This is a genomic window from Streptomyces sp. NPDC020489 (assembly GCF_044386545.1).
Classification (GTDB): Bacteria; Actinomycetota; Actinomycetes; order Streptomycetales; family Streptomycetaceae; genus Streptomyces.
Window position 1 is genome coordinate 57716 of sequence record NZ_JBIRUZ010000021.1, and the last position, 17996, is coordinate 75711.

Consider the following 17996-nt stretch of genomic DNA (forward strand, 5'->3'; position numbering starts at 1 on the left):
ACCGCCCCTTTGTCCCAGGGGCGTCGGCTGCCGGGTCCGTACGCGTCGCGGGCGGGTCAGCAGTCCGCCAGCGTCATCGCCTGGTCCAGCGCCTGGAGGAACGCGTTGACCGTCGCCCGGTCCCGCACCGCGAGGCGCAGCCACTCCTCGTCGAGCCCGGGAAAGGTGTCCCCGCGCCGCACCGCGAAACCGAGGTCACGCAGATGCCGCCGCACGGCAGCGGCCCGCGGGTGTCGTACGAGGACGAAGGGGCCCTCGGCCGGTTCTGCCACCTGGAGCCCGTCCGGGCCGAACTCCCGCAGCCCGGCGACGAGATGGGCCCGGTCCGCGGCGACGCGGTGGGCCGCGTGGGCCGCCTCCGCCAGCGCCTGCGGCTCCACGCAGGCCTGGGCCGCCGCGAGGGCCGGCGTCGACACCGGCCACAGGGGCTGGGCCCGCTCCAGGTCCGCGATCGTCTCCGGGGCGGCCAGGACATAGCCGATGCGCAGGCCCGCCAGACCCCAGGTCTTGGTCAGGCTGCGCAGGACGACCAGACCGGGCACGTCCGTGCGCCCGGCCAGGGCCTCCCGCTCGCCCGGCACCGCGTCCATGAACGCCTCGTCCACCACCAGCGTCCGCCCGGGGCGCGCCAGTCGGGCGATGTCCTCGGCCGGGTGCAGGACCGACGTGGGGTTGGTCGGGTTGCCGATCACCACCAGATCCGCGTCCCGCGGGACCGCCGCCGGGTCAAGGCGGAAACCGTCCTCCTCCCGCAGGAGCAACCGGTCGACCGGGTGGCCCGCGTCCCGCAGCGCCGCTTCCGGCTCGGTGAACTGCGGGTGCACGACCAGCGCCTGACGCACCCTCAGGGCGCGGGCGAGCAGCACGAAGGCCTCCGCCGCACCCGCCGTGAGCAGGACGCGCTCCGCCGGGAGACCGTGCCGTGCCGCCACCGCCGCCCGCGCCGGGCGGCCGTCCGGATAGGCCGCCAACCCGGTCAGCGACGCGGCGATCCGTTCCTGCAGCCACACCGGGGGCGTGTCCGCGCGGACGTTCACGGCGAGGTCGGTGAGCGCGGCACCGTCGTCCCGGACCTCGGCGTCACCGTGGTGGCGCAGGTCGTGGGCGCCGGTACCGGCTCTGTCAGTGCGCATGGGAGGGGGAGCCGTGGTGGTGGTGCCCGTGGTGGTGATGGTGGCCGTCGTCGTCGGGGTGGAAGTGCGGCTGCTGGGGCAGGCCGACCTTGTCCTCGAAGCCGGGCAGCGCGATGCGGTACACGCACGAGTCGCAGTTCATCCGCAGATCACCCTCCAGCGCCTCCCGGTACCGCTCCATCACCAGGTCGAGCAGCTCCGGCTCCGGACCGATGACGTCCGCCGAGCGGACCTCCACCTCCGGGTGCGCGGCCGCCCAGTCCTCGGTCTGCTGCCGGACGCGGTCCGGGAGGATGCCGGTGAACAGGAAGTAGGGCAGCACCACGATCCGCCGGGCGCCCAGCCGCACACACCGGTCGAGCCCGCTCGGCACGTCCGGCGCGGCCAGCGACACGAACGCCGTCTCCACCCCCGCGTACCCGCGTCCCTCCCACAGCAGCCGCGCCGCCTTGTACACCTCGGCGTTGGCGTCCGGGTCGGTCGAACCGCGCCCGACCAGCAGCACGGTGACGTCGGACCGGTCACCGGGCGAGCGCGAGGCGCCCCCGAGCGCCTCGTCCAGGCGGCGCTCCAGCACCGACAGCAGCGCCGGGTGCGGGCCCAGCGGACGGCCGTAGGTGTACGAGATCCCGGGGTGCCGCTCCTTCTCGCGGGCCAGCGCCGCCGGGATGTCGCCCTTGGCGTGACCGGCGGAGACCAGCATCAGCGGAACGGCCGCGAACCGCCGGACGCCCCGCTCCACCAGTTCGGTGACGGCCTCGCCCAGCGGCGGCGGGGACAGCTCGATGAAGCCGCCCGCGACGGGCAGTTCGGGGTTGCGGCGCCCCAGCTCCCGGACGAAGTCGCGGAACGCCTCGGCTCCGGCGTCGTCCCGGGTGCCGTGGCCGGCGATGAGCAGGGCGGGCGGCGGGGTCGTCACGATGTCTCCTCGGTGGATACGGGGTGGTACAGCAGGGCGTTGAGCGCGGCCGAGGCGACGGCCGACCCGCCCTTCTCGGACACGTTGCTCACGGCGGGCAGCCCGCTCTCGCGCAACGCGGCCTTGGACTCGACGGCGCCGACGAACCCGACGGGCAGGCCGATGACGAGCGCCGGGGCGGCGTCCAGGGTCAGCAACTCCTCCAGCGCGGTCGGGGCGTTGCCGATCACCCAGAGGGCGCCGGGGCCGACCTGCTCGTAGGCGAGCCGGATGGCGTGCGCCGAACGGGTCAGCCCGGGACCGGCCTTGGCGTCGCGCAGACGGCAGACGGTCTCGCGCCGGGTGATGCCGGCCGCGACCATCTCCACGTCCACGACGACGGGCGCGCCGCCGTGCAGAGCGGCGTGCGCCGCCGCCAACTCGCTCTCGTCCATGACGAGATCGTCGGCGTACTCCAGGTCGGCGGCGGAGTGGACGACCCGCTCCACCACCGCCCGGGTCAGCGGCGGGAAGTGCGAGGTGTCCAGGCGGGCACGCATCCGCCGGTAGGACTCCACCTCGATCGGATGGACCTCTCGGATCACCGGACACCCTCCTCTGCGGCCTGCCAGCGGTAGCCACGCGGCGTCACCATGCGCCCCGCGATGTCACGCGTCGCCGTGTTGCCCACGGTCACCACCGTCATCATGTCGACCGTCGCCGGATCCAGGGAGCCCAGGGACGTGACCCGGCTGGACTCGTCCGGCCGGGAGGCGTTCCGTACGACGCCGACCGGTGTGGTCGGCTCCCGGTGTTCGGCGAGGATCGCGAGCGCCTTCGGCAGCTGCCAGTCCCGGCCGCGCGAGCGGGGGTTGTAGAAGGTGACCACGATGTCGGCCTCGGCCGCCGCGCGCACCCGCCGCTCGATGACCTCCCACGGGGTGTGCAGGTCGGAGAGGCTGATGGACACGTGGTCGTGGCCCAGGGGCGCACCGAGGATCGCCGCCGCGGCGAGGGCGGCGGTCACCCCCGGTACGCCGATCACGTCGATGTCGTCGGAGGCCTCGGCGAGCGCGGGGGAGGCCATGGCGTACACGCCCGCGTCCCCGCTGCCGATCAGCGCGACGGCCTGACCCTTGCGGGCCTCCGCCACGGCGGTCCGGGCCCGCTCCTCCTCGGCCCCGAGCCCCGACTCCAGGATCCGGGTGCCCGGCCGCAGCAGGTCACGGATCTGGTCCACGTACTGGTCGAGCCCGACCAGGACGGCGGCGCGCCGCAACTCGGCCTTCGCGCGGGGCGTGAGCAGGTCCCGGGCGCCGGGTCCCAGCCCGACGACCGCGAGCCGGCCACGCGCGGGACGCCGTACGACGGCACAGGTCGCCATGGCGGGCCGACCGTCCGCGCGCTCCGACTTCCGCTTGGGGACGAGGAGTTCGCCGCCCGTGACGAGCGCGGCGGCCTCGGCGACCGAGGGCGTGCCCACGGCGGCGAGGGGCGCGTCGGAGGGGTTCGGCACCTCGACGGCCGCCAACTCCTCGGCGGAGTACGTCACCAGGGGCACGCCGAGCCGCTGAGCCGCCCCGACGATGCCGGGCTCCTCGGACTTGGCGTCCACGGTGGCCAGTTCGGCGACCGACGCGGCCGACAGCCCGGCGTCCCGCAGCACCCCCTCGACCAGGCTCAGCACCTCGTCCACCGGCGCCCCCTTCGAGGCACCGACCCCGACGACGAGGGACGGCGGCCGCAGCACGACCTCGCGCTCGGCGGCCGCGACGAGACCGTCGGTGAGCCGGACGGTGTACTCGCCCTCCTCCGCGACCTTCAGCGCGGGCAGCGGCCACGCCGACTCCGCCTCGAGAGCCACCGGTTCACCGTCGAGGAGCGCCCGCGACACGGCTGCCACATCGCCCTCCACCGGGAACCCGAGCGTGTCCAGCCCTGGCAGTCCGACGGCGTCCGTGGCCGTCGTCACCACCGGCTCCGCGCCCAGCACCTCCCCGACCTCGCGGGCGAGTTCGTTGGCGCCGCCGCCGTGCCCGCCGACCAGCGAGACGGCGAACCGCCCGCCCTCGTCGACGCACACCACGCCCGGGTCGGAGGTCTTGTCGCCGAGCAGCGGCGCGACCAGCCGCACCACGGCACCGGTCGCGAGGAAGCACACGAGCTGCTCGCACTGCGCGAACGCGGCCCGTACGGCGTCCCCGACGGGACCCTCGTACACACGCGTCCGCTCCGGCCACGCAGCGGCCAGCCGGTCCCGCGCAGCCGCCCCCGCCGAGGTGGCGGAAATGAGGCCGATCACTGAGCAACTCCTTCTTCAGGGACGGGGATTCGGACCCCCCACAACAGAAAAACCGGATTGGTGGCCGCCAGCCGCGTCACGTCCCCCGGCAGCGGCGCGAGCCGCGAGGACTGCAACAGCACCCCGTCGCAGCCGAACCCGGCGCCGGTGAGCGCCTCGCGCACCGCCGGGACCCGGTCGAGCGCGGCCATCGCGACGACGACCGTCCGCCGGGCCCGCCGCGCGCACGCGGTGACGATCGCGGGCAGCTCACGCCCCCCGCCCCCGACGAACACGGCGTCCGGATCGTCGAGATCGGACAGCACGGTCGGCGCGGCCCCGTGCACGGTCCGTACGTCGACACCGTGCGCGGCGGCGTTGGCGCGGATCCGCTCGACGCCGTCCCGGGTCTTCTCGACCGCGGTGACGGCGGCACCGAGCCGCGCGCACTCCACGGCCACCGAACCGGAGCCCGCGCCGACGTCCCAGACCAGGTCACCGAGCCGGGGACCGAGCCGGGCCAGGGCCAGCGCCCGCACCTCGAACTTGGTGATCATCGAGTCGCGGTAGGTGAACTCGCCCTCGTCCAGGGCCCATCGGGCCGGTCCGGGGGGTGCCCCGGCGACCGTCCGCACGCCGCCCGGCGCCCGCTTCTCGTCCAGGCACAGCACCACGCTCACCGACGTGCCCCAGTCCCGGGCGGCGGCCTCGGCGGGCGTGACCCGCTCGACGCGCTCCTGCGCCGACCCGAGCGCCGAGGCCACGACGAGGACCCGCCGGTCGGCCCGCAGCGCGGCACCGATCTCCGCGGGCCCGGCGCCGGGCCCGGTCAGCACGGCCACCTTCGGCCGCGCCCGGCACACGTTGACGGCCGTCCGCAGCTCCCGCCCGTGCGCGCTGACGACCACGGCGTCCTCCCACGGCAGCCCGGCCCGCGCGAAGGCGGCGGCCACGGAGGAGACCCCGGCGCGGACATCGAGCCGGTGGCCGCCGAACCGCTCGGCCAGCACCCGGACGATCCCGAAGAACCCGGGATCACCGGAGGCGAGCACGACGACCCGGCTCTCCTTGTCCAGATGCCGCTCGATGACGTCCAGGGCGGGCGCGAGCGGCCCGAGGACGACCTGCTCGGCGTCCCCGGGGACGGCCGCGGACGCCAGATGGCGCCGTCCGCCCACCACCAGTCGGGCCCCGGCCAGCACGTCGGCGGGGACCGGCGCCCCCGTCCCCGTGCCGAAGACCGTGATCATGTACTCGCACCCCGCTCGCGCAAGGCCTTGCGGGCCTCCGGGTCGGCCCTGCGGTACCCGTGGAAGTGTCCGGGGTGGTACAGGTGCGACCGGGTGCCCTCGGCGCCGAGCGCCGGGCCGACCAGGAAGAGCGTGTGCTTCCAGAGCTTGTGCTCCTTGACGGTCTCCTCCAGCGTCGCGATCGTGCACCGCACGACCAGCTCCTCGGGCCAGGTGGCCTGGTAGGCGACGACGACCGGGGTGGAGGTCGGATAGCCGCCCTCCAGCAGCTCCCGCACGAGCTGCCCGCTGCGGGCGGCCGACAGGAAGATCGCCATGGTGGTGCCGTGCTTGGCGAACTCCCGTACCTCCTCACCGGGCGGCATCGGCGTCTTGCCGCCGCCGAGCCGGGTGAGGACGACCGACTGGGCGACCTCGGGAATGGTCAGCTCGCGCTGTGCGAGCGCGGCGACGGCGGAGAACGCGGAGACACCGGGGACGACCTCGGTGGCGATCCCCCTGCGCGCACACCGGTCGAGCTGCTCCTGGGTGCCGCCCCACAGGGCGGGGTCACCGGAGTGGATACGGGCGACCCGCAGCCCCTCGGCGGCGGCCCGCTCGTAGACGGCGACGACGTCCTCCAGGGACATGGTCGCCGAGTCGAGGATCTCGGCGTCCTCACGCGCGTGCTGGAGGACCTCCTCCTGCACCAGGCTGGCCGCCCAGATCACGACGTCCGCCTCGGCGATCGCGCGCGCGGCACGGAACGTCAGCAGGTCGGCGGCGCCGGGGCCGGCACCGACGAAGGTCACCTTGCCGGTGGGGGCGTCGGCCATGGTTCGGGGTCCTCTCGAACGAAGTTTCACGGGGATTCACCAAGGATCTGGATGTGCGCGCACCGGGGCTCATCGGATACGAAGGGCACATGGCGGTCTTCGTCGCGCTCGGCGCGTTCCTGATGACGTTGGCGGGCGGCTGGACGGCGCAACGCGTGACGGACCGCCGCCACCTGGTGCTCGGCCTGGCGGGCGGCCTGATGCTGGGCGTGGTCGGCCTGGACCTGCTGCCGGAGGCACTGGAGGCCGCGGGCAGGGAAATCTTCGGCGTCCCGGCGGCGCTGCTGCTCTTCGTGGCCGGCTTCCTGTTGGCCCATCTGGTGGAACGGCTGCTGGCCGCCCGCCAGGCGGCGCACGGGGCCGAGGAGCACGAGGGCCGGGTCCCCGAGGTCGGCCTGACGGCCGCGGCGGCGATGGTCGGCCACAGCGCGATGGACGGCGTGGCGATCGGCGCGGCGTTCCAGGTCGGCGGCGGCATGGGCACGGCCGTGGCCCTGGCGGTCGTCGCCCACGACTTCGCGGACGGCTTCAACACGTACACGATCACGACCCTGTACGGCAACGCCCGCCGCAGAGCCCTCGCCATGCTGTTCGCGGACGCGGCGGCCCCGGTGCTGGGAGCGGCGTCCACCCTGCTCTTCACGATCCCGGAGCAGCTGCTCGGCGCGTATCTGGGCTTCTTCGGCGGCGCGCTCCTGTATCTGGCGGCCGCCGAGATCCTCCCCGAGGCGCACCACGAACACCCCGCCCGCTCGACCCTGTTGTGCACGGTCGCGGGCGCGGCGTTCATCTGGCTCGTGGTCGGCATCGCCGACTGAGCCGGCTCTCGCGGAGATCACAGCTTGCCGCCCCGGCCGCCGTCGCGCGGGGCGGGCGCGATGAGCGTGGAGAGATAGGGCAGCGGCTCCCCGTCCAGCTCGCGGGCGGCCCGCACGGACTCCTCGGGCAGCCCGAGCGCGGACCCCCACACCGCGTCGTCGATCCGCCCGGTCTCCCGGAGCGCCTCGACGACCTCCCGCGCCTGCCGCCCGAACTTGTACGCCACCACGGTCCCCGGCCCGGCCAGGGCCTCCTTGAGCGCGGCGGCCCCCGCGGTCACCGGCACCAGCGTCAGCGGCTCGGTCCCCTCGGTGAGCACGGCACCGGAACGGGCGGCGAGATCCTGCATGGCGGTGATGCCGGGCACGGTCTCCACGACGGTCCCCGGCACGAGCGCGCCGATGGTGTGGGCGAGATAGGTGAAGGTGGAGTACACGTTCGGATCGCCGATGGTGGCGAAGGCGACGGCGGAATGCTCGCCGAGCAGCTGGGCCACCCGCTCCCCGGCGGCGTCCCAGGCGGCCTCCCGACGCCCCCGGTCGGTCCGCTCGTTGAGCGCGAACACCACCCGCAGGACCTTCTCGGCGGGCACGTAGTGCAGCACGGTCGCCTCGGCCCGCCCCCGCTCCCCGGTGTCCATCACGGGGACCACGACGACATCGGCGGCCCGCAGAGCGTTGACGCCCTTGACGGTCACCAGCTCGGGATCGCCGGGACCGACCCCGACTCCGATCAGCTTGCTGCTCATGACGTCCGGCACCTCTCGACGAACCTACGGGCGACACCGGGCTGCGACGCCCAGTGCGTGTGCAGATAACTCGCGTGCACACCTCGCTGTACAAAACCCTCGACCCGCCGGGGAGGGGTGCGCACACCCCAGGCGGGGGCCGCCCCCGAGCCCGGCTCGACGACGGTCCGGTGGAACTCGTGCCCCCGCATCCGCGTCCCGGCGACGGCGAGCACGCTGTCACCGACGGCCACGGCGTCCCGGTACCCGAGCGTGAGCCGCTCGCTCATCCGCGCGGACGCGTCGAGCACTCCGCACATGGGCCGCCCGTCCAGCTCACGACAGAGGTAGAGCAGCCCGGCGCACTCGGCGGCGACGGGAGCCCCGCTCTCCGCGAGGGCGGTGACGGCCTTCCGCAGCGGCTCGTTGGCGGACAGCTCGGCCGCGTACACCTCGGGGAAACCACCGCCGATCACCAACCCGCGGGTACCGTCGGGCAGTTGCTCGTCCCGCAGCGGATCGAAGGTGACGACCTCGGCTCCGGCGGCGGTGAGCAGCTCGGCGTGCTCGGCATAGGAGAAGGTGAAGGCGGGCCCACCGGCGACGGCGACCACCTCACGCCTGTCGGTGCGGTGCTCGGGGGCCTCCCAGGCCGCGCCCGACCACGCCCCCGCACTCCGGGCCAGCGACAGCAGCCCGTCCAGGTCGCACCCGCGCTCGACCTGGGCCGCCATCGCCGCCACCGCCTCCACGGCGGCGGCACGTCGCTCGGCGACCGGCACCAACCCCAGATGCCGCGACGGCGTGTCCACCTGGACCGCCCGCCGCAGCACACCCCACACCGGCACCCCGGCCGAGTCCAACGCCTCCCGCAGCAACTCCTCGTGCCGGTCCGACGCGACCTTGTTCAGGATCACGCCCCCGACCCGCACCTCGGGGTCCCAGGACGCGAAGCCGTGCACCAGCGCCGCCACCGACCGGGACTGCGACGAGGCGTCCACGACCAGCACCACCGGCGCCCCGAGCAGCTTCGCCACATGAGCGGTGGAGGCCAGTTCACCCTCCCCGGCGGCCCCGTCGAACATCCCCATCACCCCCTCGACGACGGCGATGTCACACCCGCGCGCCCCATGCGCGAACAACGGCCCGATCAACTCCGGCCCGCACAGATACGCGTCGAGGTTCCGCCCCACCCGCCCGCTCGCGAGCGCGTGGTACCCGGGGTCGATGTAGTCCGGCCCGACCTTGTGCGGGGACACGGCGAGCCCCCGCGCGGCGAACGCGGCCATCAACCCCGTGGCGACGGTGGTCTTGCCGCTGCCGGAGGACGGCGCGGCGATGACCAGCCGAGGGACGGAAGCACTCACCACTCGATGCCCCTCTGGCCCTTCTGCCCGGCGTCCATCGGATGCTTGACCTTGGACATGTCGGTCACGAGATCGGCGAAGTCCACCAGCTTCTCGGGTGCGTTGCGCCCGGTGATCACCACGTGCTGGGTGCCCGGCCGATTCCTGAGCACGTCGATGACCTCGTCCGTGTCCACCCACCCCCAGTGCAGGGGGTACGCGAACTCGTCGAGCACGTACAGCCGGTACGTCTCGGCGGCCAGGTCCCGCTTGACCTGCTCCCAGCCCTCCCGGGCCTTCTCCTCGTTGTCCATCTGCGCGTCCCGCTGCACCCAGGACCAGCCCTCGCCCATCTTGTGCCAGTCGACGGACCCGCCCTCCCCGGACGCCCCCAGCACCCGCAGCGCGTTCTCCTCGCCGACCTTCCACTTCGCCGACTTGACGAACTGGAACACCCCGATGGGCCACCCCTGGTTCCAGGCCCGCAGCGCCAGCCCGAAGGCGGCCGTCGACTTCCCCTTGCCGATGCCCGTGTGCACGACCACCAGCGGCCGGTTACGACGCTGACGGGTCGTCAGACCGTCGTCCGGCACCACACTCGGCTGTCCCTGCGGCATTACGCGGCCCTCCTCTGTACGTCCTTCACGAGCCCGGCGATGGAGTCCGCCCGCAGCTCGTCCAATGTCACGGCGGTGCCGCCCAGTTCACCGGCGAGCTGTCCGGCGAGCCCGAGCCGCACGGGCCCCGACTCGCAGTCGACGACGACGCAGGCGACGCCGTCGGCCGCGAACAGCCGCGCCGCCCGCCCCGCGAGCGCGACCGGCTCGGGCCCACCCGTGGCCCGCCCGTCCGTCACCACGACCACCAGCGCCCGCCGGGCCGGATCCCGCAACCGCTCGACCCGCAGCACCTCGTGCGCCCTCAACAGCCCCGCGGCGAGCGGCGTACGCCCACCGGTGGGCAGCGTCTCCAGCCGGGCCGCCGCGGCGTCCACGGACGACGTCGGAGGCAGGGCCACCTCGGCGGCCGCCCCCCGGAACGTCACCAGCCCCACCTTGTCCCGCCGCTGGTAGGCGTCCAGCAGCAACGACAGCACAGCCCCCTTGACCGCGCTCATCCGCTGCCGCGCCGCCATCGACCCGGAGGCGTCCACGACGAACAGCACGAGGTTCCCCTCGCGCCCCTCCCGCGTCGCCTGCCGCAGATCGTCCCGGCGCACCACGAGGCCGGGCCCGGACCGCCCGCGTGCCCGCTGATGCGGGGCGGCGGCCTGCACGGTGGCCGCCAGATGCAGCTTGGTCAACGCCCCTTGCGGGCGTCGCGCACCCGTGGTCCGCCCCTGCTCGGTCCGCGCCCGCGAACGTCGCCCGGCAGCCCCGTCCCCGAGCCCGGGCACGCTGAGCACCTTGGTACGGAACGGCTCGGCAGCCCGCACCGCGGACTGCTCACCCGCACCGGCACCGGCGGGCTGCGGCTCACCGCCCTCGCCCTCCTCGGGGCGCGCACCCTCGTCGCCGCCCTGCGGACCGGACTCCGGCGACGGCTGCCCGCCGCCGCCCCCACCGGGCCCGTCGGGATCGGGATCCTCGTCGCCCTCGCCGTCGCCGGAGAACTCCTCCAGCGTCTCGTCGAGCTTGTCCTCGTCGAGTCCCGGCGCGTCGAAGGGGTTGCGCCGACGCCGATGCGGCAGCGCGAGCAGCGCGGCCTGCCGTACGTCCTCCGCCAGCACCTCGGTCCGCCCCGCCCAGGCCGCCAGCGCGGTGGCCGTCCGGGCCATCACGATGTCGGCCCGCATCCCGTCCACCTCGAACGCGGCACAGGTCGCCGCGATCTGCCGCAGCGCCCCGTCACCGAGCCGCACCGACGGCAGCAACTCCCGCGCGGCGACGATCCGTTGCCGTACCGCCGCCTCCTCGTCCGCCCAGCGCGCCGCGAAGCCCGCCGGGTCGTCGTCGTACGCCAGCCGGCGCCGCACGACCTCCACCCGCTGGTCCGGCTCCCGCGAGGCCGCGACCTCGACGGTCAGCCCGAACCGGTCGAGCAACTGCGGCCGCAGCTCGCCCTCTTCGGGGTTCATGGTGCCGACGAGCAGGAACTTCGAGGCGTGCCGCACGGAGACGCCCTCCCGCTCCACGTAGGAGGCGCCCATGGCGGCCGCGTCGAGCAGCAGGTCGACCAGGTGGTCATGGAGCAGGTTGACCTCGTCGACGTAAAGGATCCCGCGGTGCGCGTCGGCGAGCAGCCCCGGCTCGAAGGCCTTCACGCCCTCCGCGAGCGCCCGCTCGATGTCGAGGGCGCCGACGAGCCGGTCCTCCGAGGCACCTACGGGGAGTTCGACCATGCGGGCGGGGCGCGCGACGCCGTTGCCGGTCTCGTGCGGCCCGTCCGGGCACGCGGGGTCCGGCGCGGCCGGATCACAGGAGAAACGGCACCCGGCGACGACCGGCACCTCCGGCAGCAGTGCCGACAGCGCCCGCACGGCCGTCGACTTGGCGGTGCCCTTCTCCCCGCGCACCAGCACACCGCCGACCGCCGGTGACACGGCGTTCAGCAGCAGCGCGAGCCGCAGGTCGTCCTGGCCGACCACGGCCGTGAACGGAAACGGGGTACTCACTTCTCGTCACCCTCCAGATCGCCTTCGAGCTCCAGGTAGGTGGCGCGCAGCCGCTCCAGCGTGTCCGCGTCCGGCTCCGCCCACAGCCCCCGGTCCGCCGCCTCCAGCAGGCGCTCGGTGATGCCGCGCAGCGCCCACGGGTTGGACTTCTTCATGAAGTCCCGGTTCTCCGGGTCGAAGACGTACTCGGCGCTGAGCTTCTCGTACATCCAGTCGTCGACCACGCCCGCCGTGGCGTCGTAGCCGAAGAGATAGTCGACGGTCGCCGCCATCTCGAACGCGCCCTTGTAGCCGTGCCGGCGCATGGCCGCCATCCAGCGGGGGTTGACCACCCGGGCCCGGAAGACCCGGTGGGTCTCCTCGCCGAGCGTCCGCGTCTTCACCTGGTCGGGCGTGGCCGAATCGCCCACGTACGCCTCGGGGTTGGCGCCCGTGAGGTGGCGGACCATGGCGACCATGCCGCCGTGGTACTGGAAGTAGTCGTCGGCGTCGACGAGATCGTGCTCGCGGGTGTCGACGTTCTTCGCGGCCACGTTGATCCGCTTGAACGCCGTCTCCATGTCCCCGCGCGCCGCCCGCCCGTCGAGCCCGCGCCCGTAGGCGTAGCCGCCCCACACCGCGTACACCTCGGCGAGGTCCGCGTCCGACCGCCAGTTCCGGGCGTCGATCAGCGGCAGCAGACCGGCGCCGTACGCGCCGGGCTTGGAGCCGAAGATCCGGGCCGTCGCGCGCCGCCGGTCACCGTGCTCGGCGGTGTCCTCGTCGGCGTGGGCCTTGACGAAGTTCCGGTCGGCGGGCTCGTCCAGCTCGGCCACCTGGCGCACGGCGTCGTCGATCAGCCCGACCACGTGCGGGAACGCGTCCCGGAAGAACCCGGAGATACGGACGGTGACGTCGACACGGGGACGGCCGAGCTCCTCCAGGCCGATGATCTCGAAGCCGGTCACCCGCCTCGACGCCTCGTCCCACACCGGGCGGCAGCCCAGCAGCGCGAGGATCTCCGCGATGTCGTCGCCCTGGGTGCGCATCGCGGAGGTGCCCCAGACCGTCAGCCCGACGGACTTCGGGTACTCGCCGGTGTCCTGGAGGTAGCGCTGGACCAGCGAGTCGGCGAGCGACTGGCCGACCTCCCAACTCAGCCGGGACGGAATGGCCTTGGGGTCGACGGAGTAGAAGTTGCGGCCGGTCGGGAGCACGTTGACCAGACCGCGGGTGGGGGAGCCGGACGGACCGGCGGGGACGTAACCGCCGTCGAGCGCCTTGAGGATGTGGTCGATCTCGTCGGTGGTCCGCGCCAGACGCGGTACGACCTCGGTGCAGGCGAACTCCAACACAGCCACCGCTTCCGGGAGTTCGGTGCCGAGCACACCTCGGACGAGAGCCGGGACGAGCGTGACGTCCCAGCCGCGTGCCTCCATGCCCTCCGCCACCCGCCGGCACAGCTGCTCCAGCAGGTCGATCGCGTCGGCGGCCGAACGGGACGGCCCCTCGACGAGCTCCGTCAGCTCCACCGGCACCTTCACCGGGGCGCCCGGCTCGGCCAGCAACTTCTTCTCCACCAGCCCGAAGTGGGCCGCGAAGGACGCCCTGAGCCCCGGCAGCGCGTTCGCCTGCCCGCCCCACACCTGCGAGGCCCGCAGCACGGCGAGCACCAGGTTGACCCGCGCCTCGTCGACCGGGCCGCCGCCCAGGACGTGCAGCCCGTCCCGGATCTGCACGTCCTTGATCTCGCACAGGTAGCCGTCGATGTGCATGACGAACTCGTCGAAGGCGTCGTCGTCCGGCTGGTCCTCGACATGCAGGTCGTGGTGGAGCTCGGCCGCCTTCACCAGCGTCCAGATCTGCGCCCGCACGGCCGGCGCCTTCACCGGGTCCAGGTCGGAGACGAGCGCGTACTCGTCGAGCAGCTGCTCCAGCTTGGCCAGGTCGCCGTAGGTGTCGGCGCGGGCCATCGGCGGCACGAGGTGGTCGACGACCGTGGCGTGCCCGCGCCGCTTGGCCTGGGTGCCCTCGCCGGGGTCATTGACGATGAACGGGTAGATCAGCGGGAGTTCACCGAGCACGGCGTCCGGCGCGCACCCGCCGCTGAGCCCGAGCCCCTTGCCGGGCAGCCACTCCATCGTGCCGTGCTTGCCCATGTGCACGACGGCGTCGGCGCCGAAAGAGTTCTCCAGCCACCGGTACGCGGCCATGTAGTGGTGCGACGGCGGCATGTCCGGGTCGTGGTAGATCGCGATCGGGTTCTCGCCGAAGCCGCGCGGCGGCTGGATCATCACGACGACGTTGCCGAACTGGAGGGAGGCGAGCACGATGTCGTCCCCGTCGACGTACAGCGAGCCGGGCGGCTCGCCCCACGCCTCCAGCATGGCGTCCCGCAGCCGCGGGTCGAGCTGGTCGAACCACGCCCGGTAGTCCGCGAGCGGCACCCGCGCGGGCGCGGCGGCCAGTTGCTCCTCGGTGAGCCACTCGACGTCGTGGCCACCGGCGTTGATGAGCCGGTGGATCAGCTCGTCCCCGTTGTCCGGGTGCCCCTCGACGACGTAACCGGCGTCCCGCAGCGCGTCCAGCACCCGCACCGCCGAGGCCGGGGTGTCCAGGCCCACCGCGTTGCCGACCCGGGAGTGCTTGGTCGGGTAGGCGGTGAAGACGAGCGCGAGCTTCTTGTCGTGGTTCGCCTTGTGCCGCAACCGGGCGTGCCGCACGGCGATCCCGGCGACGCGCGCGGCCCGCTCGGGGTCGGCCACGTACACCGGGACGTCGTCCGGGCCCTGCTCCTTGAAGGAGAACGGCACGGTGATCAGGCGCCCGTCGAACTCCGGGATCGCGACCTGCATCGCCGCGTCCATGGGGGAGAGGGCCGCGTCGGACCCGTCCCAGGCTTCCCGGGACGAGGTGAGGCAAAGGCCTTGCAGCACCGGCACGTTCAGGTCCGCCAGCGCCCCGATGTCCCAGGCCTCCTCGTCACCGCCGGCGGAGGCCTGCGAGGCGTGGGCGCCGCCGGCGGCGAGGACGGTGGCGACGAGGGTGTCGGCCTTGCCGAGGATCTCGTACAGGGCGGCGTCGGCTCCGCGCAGCGAACCGCAGTACACGGGAAGGGCGTTGGCGCCGCGTGCCTCGACGGCCTCGCAGAGGGTGTCCACGAAGGCGGTGTTGCCGCTGAGTTCATGGGCCCGGTAGAAGAGCACGCCGACGGTCGGGCGGCCCTCCTGAAGGGCGTACGAGCCGTGGACGCCGAACTCCGGCATCTTCTGCGGCTCGACGAACCCCTCACCGGTCAGCAGCACCGTGTCGGAGAGGAACCGGGCGAGTTCGGTGAGGTTGGCGGGGCCGCCCTCGACGAGGTACTTCAGCGCCTCCGCCACCACACCGGCCGGCACGGACGACTCGGCCATCAACTCCGCGTCCGGGACGGACTCCCCGCCCAGCAGCACGGTCGGGATCCCGGCGGCCTTCAGCGCGGCCAGCCCGTCCTCCCAGGCCCGCTTGCCGCCGAGCAGCCGTACGACGGCGATGTCCGCGCCCTCGACGAGCGCGGGCAGCTCCTGCGCCACGTCCACGCGGGTCGGGTTGCCGATCCGGTAGTCGGCACCGGAGGCGGCGCGGGCCGCCAGCAGGTCCGTGTCGGCGGTCGACAACAACAACACTGTGCTCATGCGGGCGCTCCCGGTGGAATGAAAGGCAGTCCTTGCGGCGCGCCGGACTCGATGAGCCGCCACAGCGCGTCCGTGTCCGCGTGCTGTTCGATCAGGTCGCCGAGCCGGTCGAGCTGCTCCTCGCGCAGCGCGGCGAACGAGGTGTCGGGCGCCGGTACGAAGCGGCGGCCCGCGGCGGCCGCCACCTCGCGCAGGAACGCCCGCCGGAACCCGTCCGACTCCAGCGACCCGTGCCAGTGCGTGCCCCAGGTCTGTCCGACCCGGCAGCCGTCCAGGAACGGTTCCCCGCCGTGGACGTCGGCGACCCCGTGATGGATCTCGTACCCGGCGACGTGCTCGCCGAGGGCCTCGCCCTCCGGCCGGGTGAGGGTCTTCTCGCGGGCGAACCGCACCCGCACGGGAAGCACTCCGAGGCCGTCGACCGCGCCGGCGCGCGACTCGACCTCGTCCTCGATGTGCTCGCCGAGGATCTGGAACCCGCCGCAGACGCCGAGGATCGGACGCCCCTGTGCGGCCCGTGCGGTGAGGGCGTCGGCCAGACCGCGCTCCCGCAGCCACTGGAGGGCCCGGACGGTCCCCCGGGTGCCGGGGACGACGACGAGGTCGGCGTCGGCCAGCTCCTCCGCCCGGTCCACGAACCGCACCACGACACCCGGTTCGGCGGCCAGGGCGTCGACGTCGGTGAAGTTGGACATGAGCGGGATCGCGCAGACGGCGACGCGCAGGACGTCCTCGCCCACGGGCGGGGCGGTGTTGGACTCCCGGACGGTCCCGCGCAGGGACACCCGCAGCCCGTCCTCCTCGTCGATGCCGAGCCCGTGCCGGAAGGGCAGCACGCCGTAGGTGCGCCGCCCGGTGAGGCCGTGCAGCATGTCGAGCCCGGGTTCGAGGAGGGACACGTCCCCCCGGAACTTGTTCACGAGGAACCCGGCGACGAGCTTCTGGTCCGCCTCGGACAGCAGGGCGACGGTCCCGAAGAAGGACGCGAAGACCCCACCGCGGTCGATGTCACCGACGACGAGCACGGGCAGCCCGGCATTGCGGGCGATGCCCATGTTCACGATGTCGGTGCGCCGCAGGTTGATCTCGGCCGGACTGCCCGCGCCCTCACAGATCACCGCGTCATACGTGCCCCGCAGTTCGGCGAGACAGTCCAGCACGGTGCCGAGCAGCCGCTGCTGGCGTCCGCCGTGGTACCCGCGTGCGCTCAGCTCGCCCACCGGCTTGCCGAGCAGGACGACCTGACTGCTCTGCTCGCCACCGGGCTTGAGCAGCACGGGGTTCATCAGCGCGGTCGGCTCGACGCGGCAGGCCTGGGCCTGCATGGCCTGCGCCCGCCCGATCTCGGCGCCCTCCCGCGTCACGAACGAGTTGAGGGACATGTTCTGCGCCTTGAACGGCGCGACCTTGACCCCCTGGCGCACCAGCCACCGGCAGATCCCGGCGGTCACGACGCTCTTGCCGGCGTCGGAGGTGGTCCCGGCGACGAGAAGCCCCCCGCCGCTCATGACCTGCGCCCCTGCACGACGGCCCGCGCGGCGACACCCACGCCGAGCGCCAGCAGCCCGACCCGGCGCGACAGCCGTACGGCCCGCTCGATGTCCGTGACCTCCACGGATCGCCCCTCCCCATTCAGCACGGGCCGGTGCTCCACCCGCCCCGCGTACGACAACGTCCCGCCCAGCCGCACCCCGAGCGCCCCCGCGAACGAGGCCTCCACAGGACCGGCGTTGGGACTCGGATGGCGGCGCGCGTCGGCACGCCAGGCCCGCACGGCACCGCGCGGATCGCCGCCGGCCACCGTCGCGAGGACGGCGGTCAGCCGCGCCCCGGGCCACCCCGCGACGTCGTCCAGCCGCGCCGAGGCCCACCCGTAGCGCCGGTAGCGGGGGGACTTGTGCCCGACCATCGCGTCCAGCGTGTTGACGGCCCGGAAGCCCAGCAGTCCCGGCACCCCGGCGACGGCCCCCCACACCAGCGCCCCGACGACGGCGTCGGAGGTGTTCTCGGCGACGGACTCCACGACGGCCCGGGCGATCCCGTCGGCGTCGAGGGCCTGCGGGTCCCGCCCGCACAGATGCGGCAGCCGCTCCCGGGCCGCCTCGACGTCCCCGGCGGCCAGGGCCCGCCCGATGACCCGGGCCTCACGAGCGAGCGAGGTACCCCCGACGACGGCCCAGGTGGCGACGCCGGTCAGCGCCAAGGAGGCGGTACGGGAGGGACGTACGACGTGCTGCGCCACGGCACCGAGCGCCACGACGCCCCCGGCGCACACCGCGGTGTGCAGCGCCCCCCACCCCCGGTGGTCCCGCCACAGCACCCGCTCCACGGCGCCCGCGGCCCGCCCGAACGCGGCGACCGGATGCCCCCGGCGTGGATCACCGAGCAGCAGGTCCCCGAGAAGTCCGGCGGCGGCGCCGTACGCGAAGACGCGATCGGCACGCATCGGCTCAACCGGCC

The 17996-nt window shown here is 74.0% G+C and carries 14 protein-coding genes; 1 reads left to right on the forward strand and 13 read right to left on the reverse strand.

The features are described from left to right. Window positions 1-56 precede the first annotated feature (56 nt). Genes cobC through cobM form a run of 6 tightly spaced genes read right to left on the reverse strand, consistent with a single transcriptional unit; the run spans window position 57 to window position 6377 of the window. On the reverse strand, window positions 57-1133 hold the full coding sequence (gene cobC / locus ACH41F_RS38535; RefSeq protein WP_391230414.1) for an Rv2231c family pyridoxal phosphate-dependent protein CobC: 1077 nt from the start codon (window positions 1131-1133) through the stop codon (window positions 57-59). Further along, window positions 1123-2052, reverse strand: a complete 930-nt coding sequence (locus ACH41F_RS38540; protein WP_391230416.1) for a CbiX/SirB N-terminal domain-containing protein — start codon at window positions 2050-2052, stop codon at window positions 1123-1125. The genes cobC and ACH41F_RS38540 overlap by 11 nt, the downstream gene beginning before the upstream one ends. After that, entirely contained in the window at window positions 2049-2636 is a 588-nt protein-coding gene (locus ACH41F_RS38545; protein WP_398839610.1) for a precorrin-8X methylmutase, read from the reverse strand. Before ACH41F_RS38545 ends, ACH41F_RS38540 begins: the two co-directional genes overlap by 4 nt. Further along, complete coding sequence (gene cobJ, locus ACH41F_RS38550; RefSeq protein WP_398839611.1) at window positions 2633-4333, reverse strand: precorrin-3B C(17)-methyltransferase; 1701 nt, start codon at window positions 4331-4333, stop codon at window positions 2633-2635. The genes ACH41F_RS38545 and cobJ overlap by 4 nt, the downstream gene beginning before the upstream one ends. Beyond that, window positions 4330-5562, reverse strand: a complete 1233-nt coding sequence (gene cbiE, locus ACH41F_RS38555; RefSeq protein ID WP_398839612.1) for a precorrin-6y C5,15-methyltransferase (decarboxylating) subunit CbiE — start codon at window positions 5560-5562, stop codon at window positions 4330-4332. The genes cobJ and cbiE overlap by 4 nt, the downstream gene beginning before the upstream one ends. Then, window positions 5559-6377 (reverse strand): precorrin-4 C(11)-methyltransferase, encoded by an 819-nt coding sequence (gene cobM, locus ACH41F_RS38560; RefSeq protein WP_391230422.1) that lies wholly within the window; start codon window positions 6375-6377, stop codon window positions 5559-5561. Before cobM ends, cbiE begins: the two co-directional genes overlap by 4 nt. A gap of 89 nt (window positions 6378-6466) precedes the next feature. Here cobM and ACH41F_RS38565 point away from each other — a divergent pair, with 89 nt between their 5' ends. Next, window positions 6467-7195: a ZIP family metal transporter gene (locus ACH41F_RS38565; RefSeq protein ID WP_391230423.1), complete on the forward strand. Its 729-nt coding sequence runs from the start codon at window positions 6467-6469 to the stop codon at window positions 7193-7195. Between the two features lie 17 nt (window positions 7196-7212). Here the strand turns inward: ACH41F_RS38565 and cobI are convergent, their stop codons facing one another. From cobI to ACH41F_RS38600, 7 genes are read right to left on the reverse strand one after another with little or no spacing between them, the layout of a single operon-like run. Continuing rightward, window positions 7213-7944 carry a precorrin-2 C(20)-methyltransferase gene (gene cobI / locus ACH41F_RS38570; protein WP_391230424.1) on the reverse strand — a complete coding sequence of 244 codons (732 nt, stop codon included), beginning with the start codon at window positions 7942-7944 and terminating at the stop codon, window positions 7213-7215. Continuing rightward, window positions 7941-9290 (reverse strand): cobyrinate a,c-diamide synthase, encoded by a 1350-nt coding sequence (locus ACH41F_RS38575; protein ID WP_391230425.1) that lies wholly within the window; start codon window positions 9288-9290, stop codon window positions 7941-7943. The genes cobI and ACH41F_RS38575 overlap by 4 nt, the downstream gene beginning before the upstream one ends. Continuing rightward, window positions 9287-9886: a cob(I)yrinic acid a,c-diamide adenosyltransferase gene (gene cobO, locus ACH41F_RS38580; RefSeq protein ID WP_391230426.1), complete on the reverse strand. Its 600-nt coding sequence runs from the start codon at window positions 9884-9886 to the stop codon at window positions 9287-9289. The genes ACH41F_RS38575 and cobO overlap by 4 nt, the downstream gene beginning before the upstream one ends. Then, window positions 9886-11883 (reverse strand): putative cobaltochelatase, encoded by a 1998-nt coding sequence (locus ACH41F_RS38585; protein ID WP_391230427.1) that lies wholly within the window; start codon window positions 11881-11883, stop codon window positions 9886-9888. The genes cobO and ACH41F_RS38585 overlap by 1 nt, the downstream gene beginning before the upstream one ends. After that, complete coding sequence (cobN, locus tag ACH41F_RS38590; protein WP_391230429.1) at window positions 11880-15536, reverse strand: cobaltochelatase subunit CobN; 3657 nt, start codon at window positions 15534-15536, stop codon at window positions 11880-11882. Before cobN ends, ACH41F_RS38585 begins: the two co-directional genes overlap by 4 nt. Beyond that, window positions 15533-17044 carry a cobyric acid synthase gene (locus ACH41F_RS38595; RefSeq protein ID WP_391230431.1) on the reverse strand — a complete coding sequence of 504 codons (1512 nt, stop codon included), beginning with the start codon at window positions 17042-17044 and terminating at the stop codon, window positions 15533-15535. Before ACH41F_RS38595 ends, cobN begins: the two co-directional genes overlap by 4 nt. Beyond that, window positions 17041-17982: a cobalamin biosynthesis protein gene (locus ACH41F_RS38600; protein ID WP_391230433.1), complete on the reverse strand. Its 942-nt coding sequence runs from the start codon at window positions 17980-17982 to the stop codon at window positions 17041-17043. Before ACH41F_RS38600 ends, ACH41F_RS38595 begins: the two co-directional genes overlap by 4 nt. Window positions 17983-17996 lie beyond the last annotated feature (14 nt).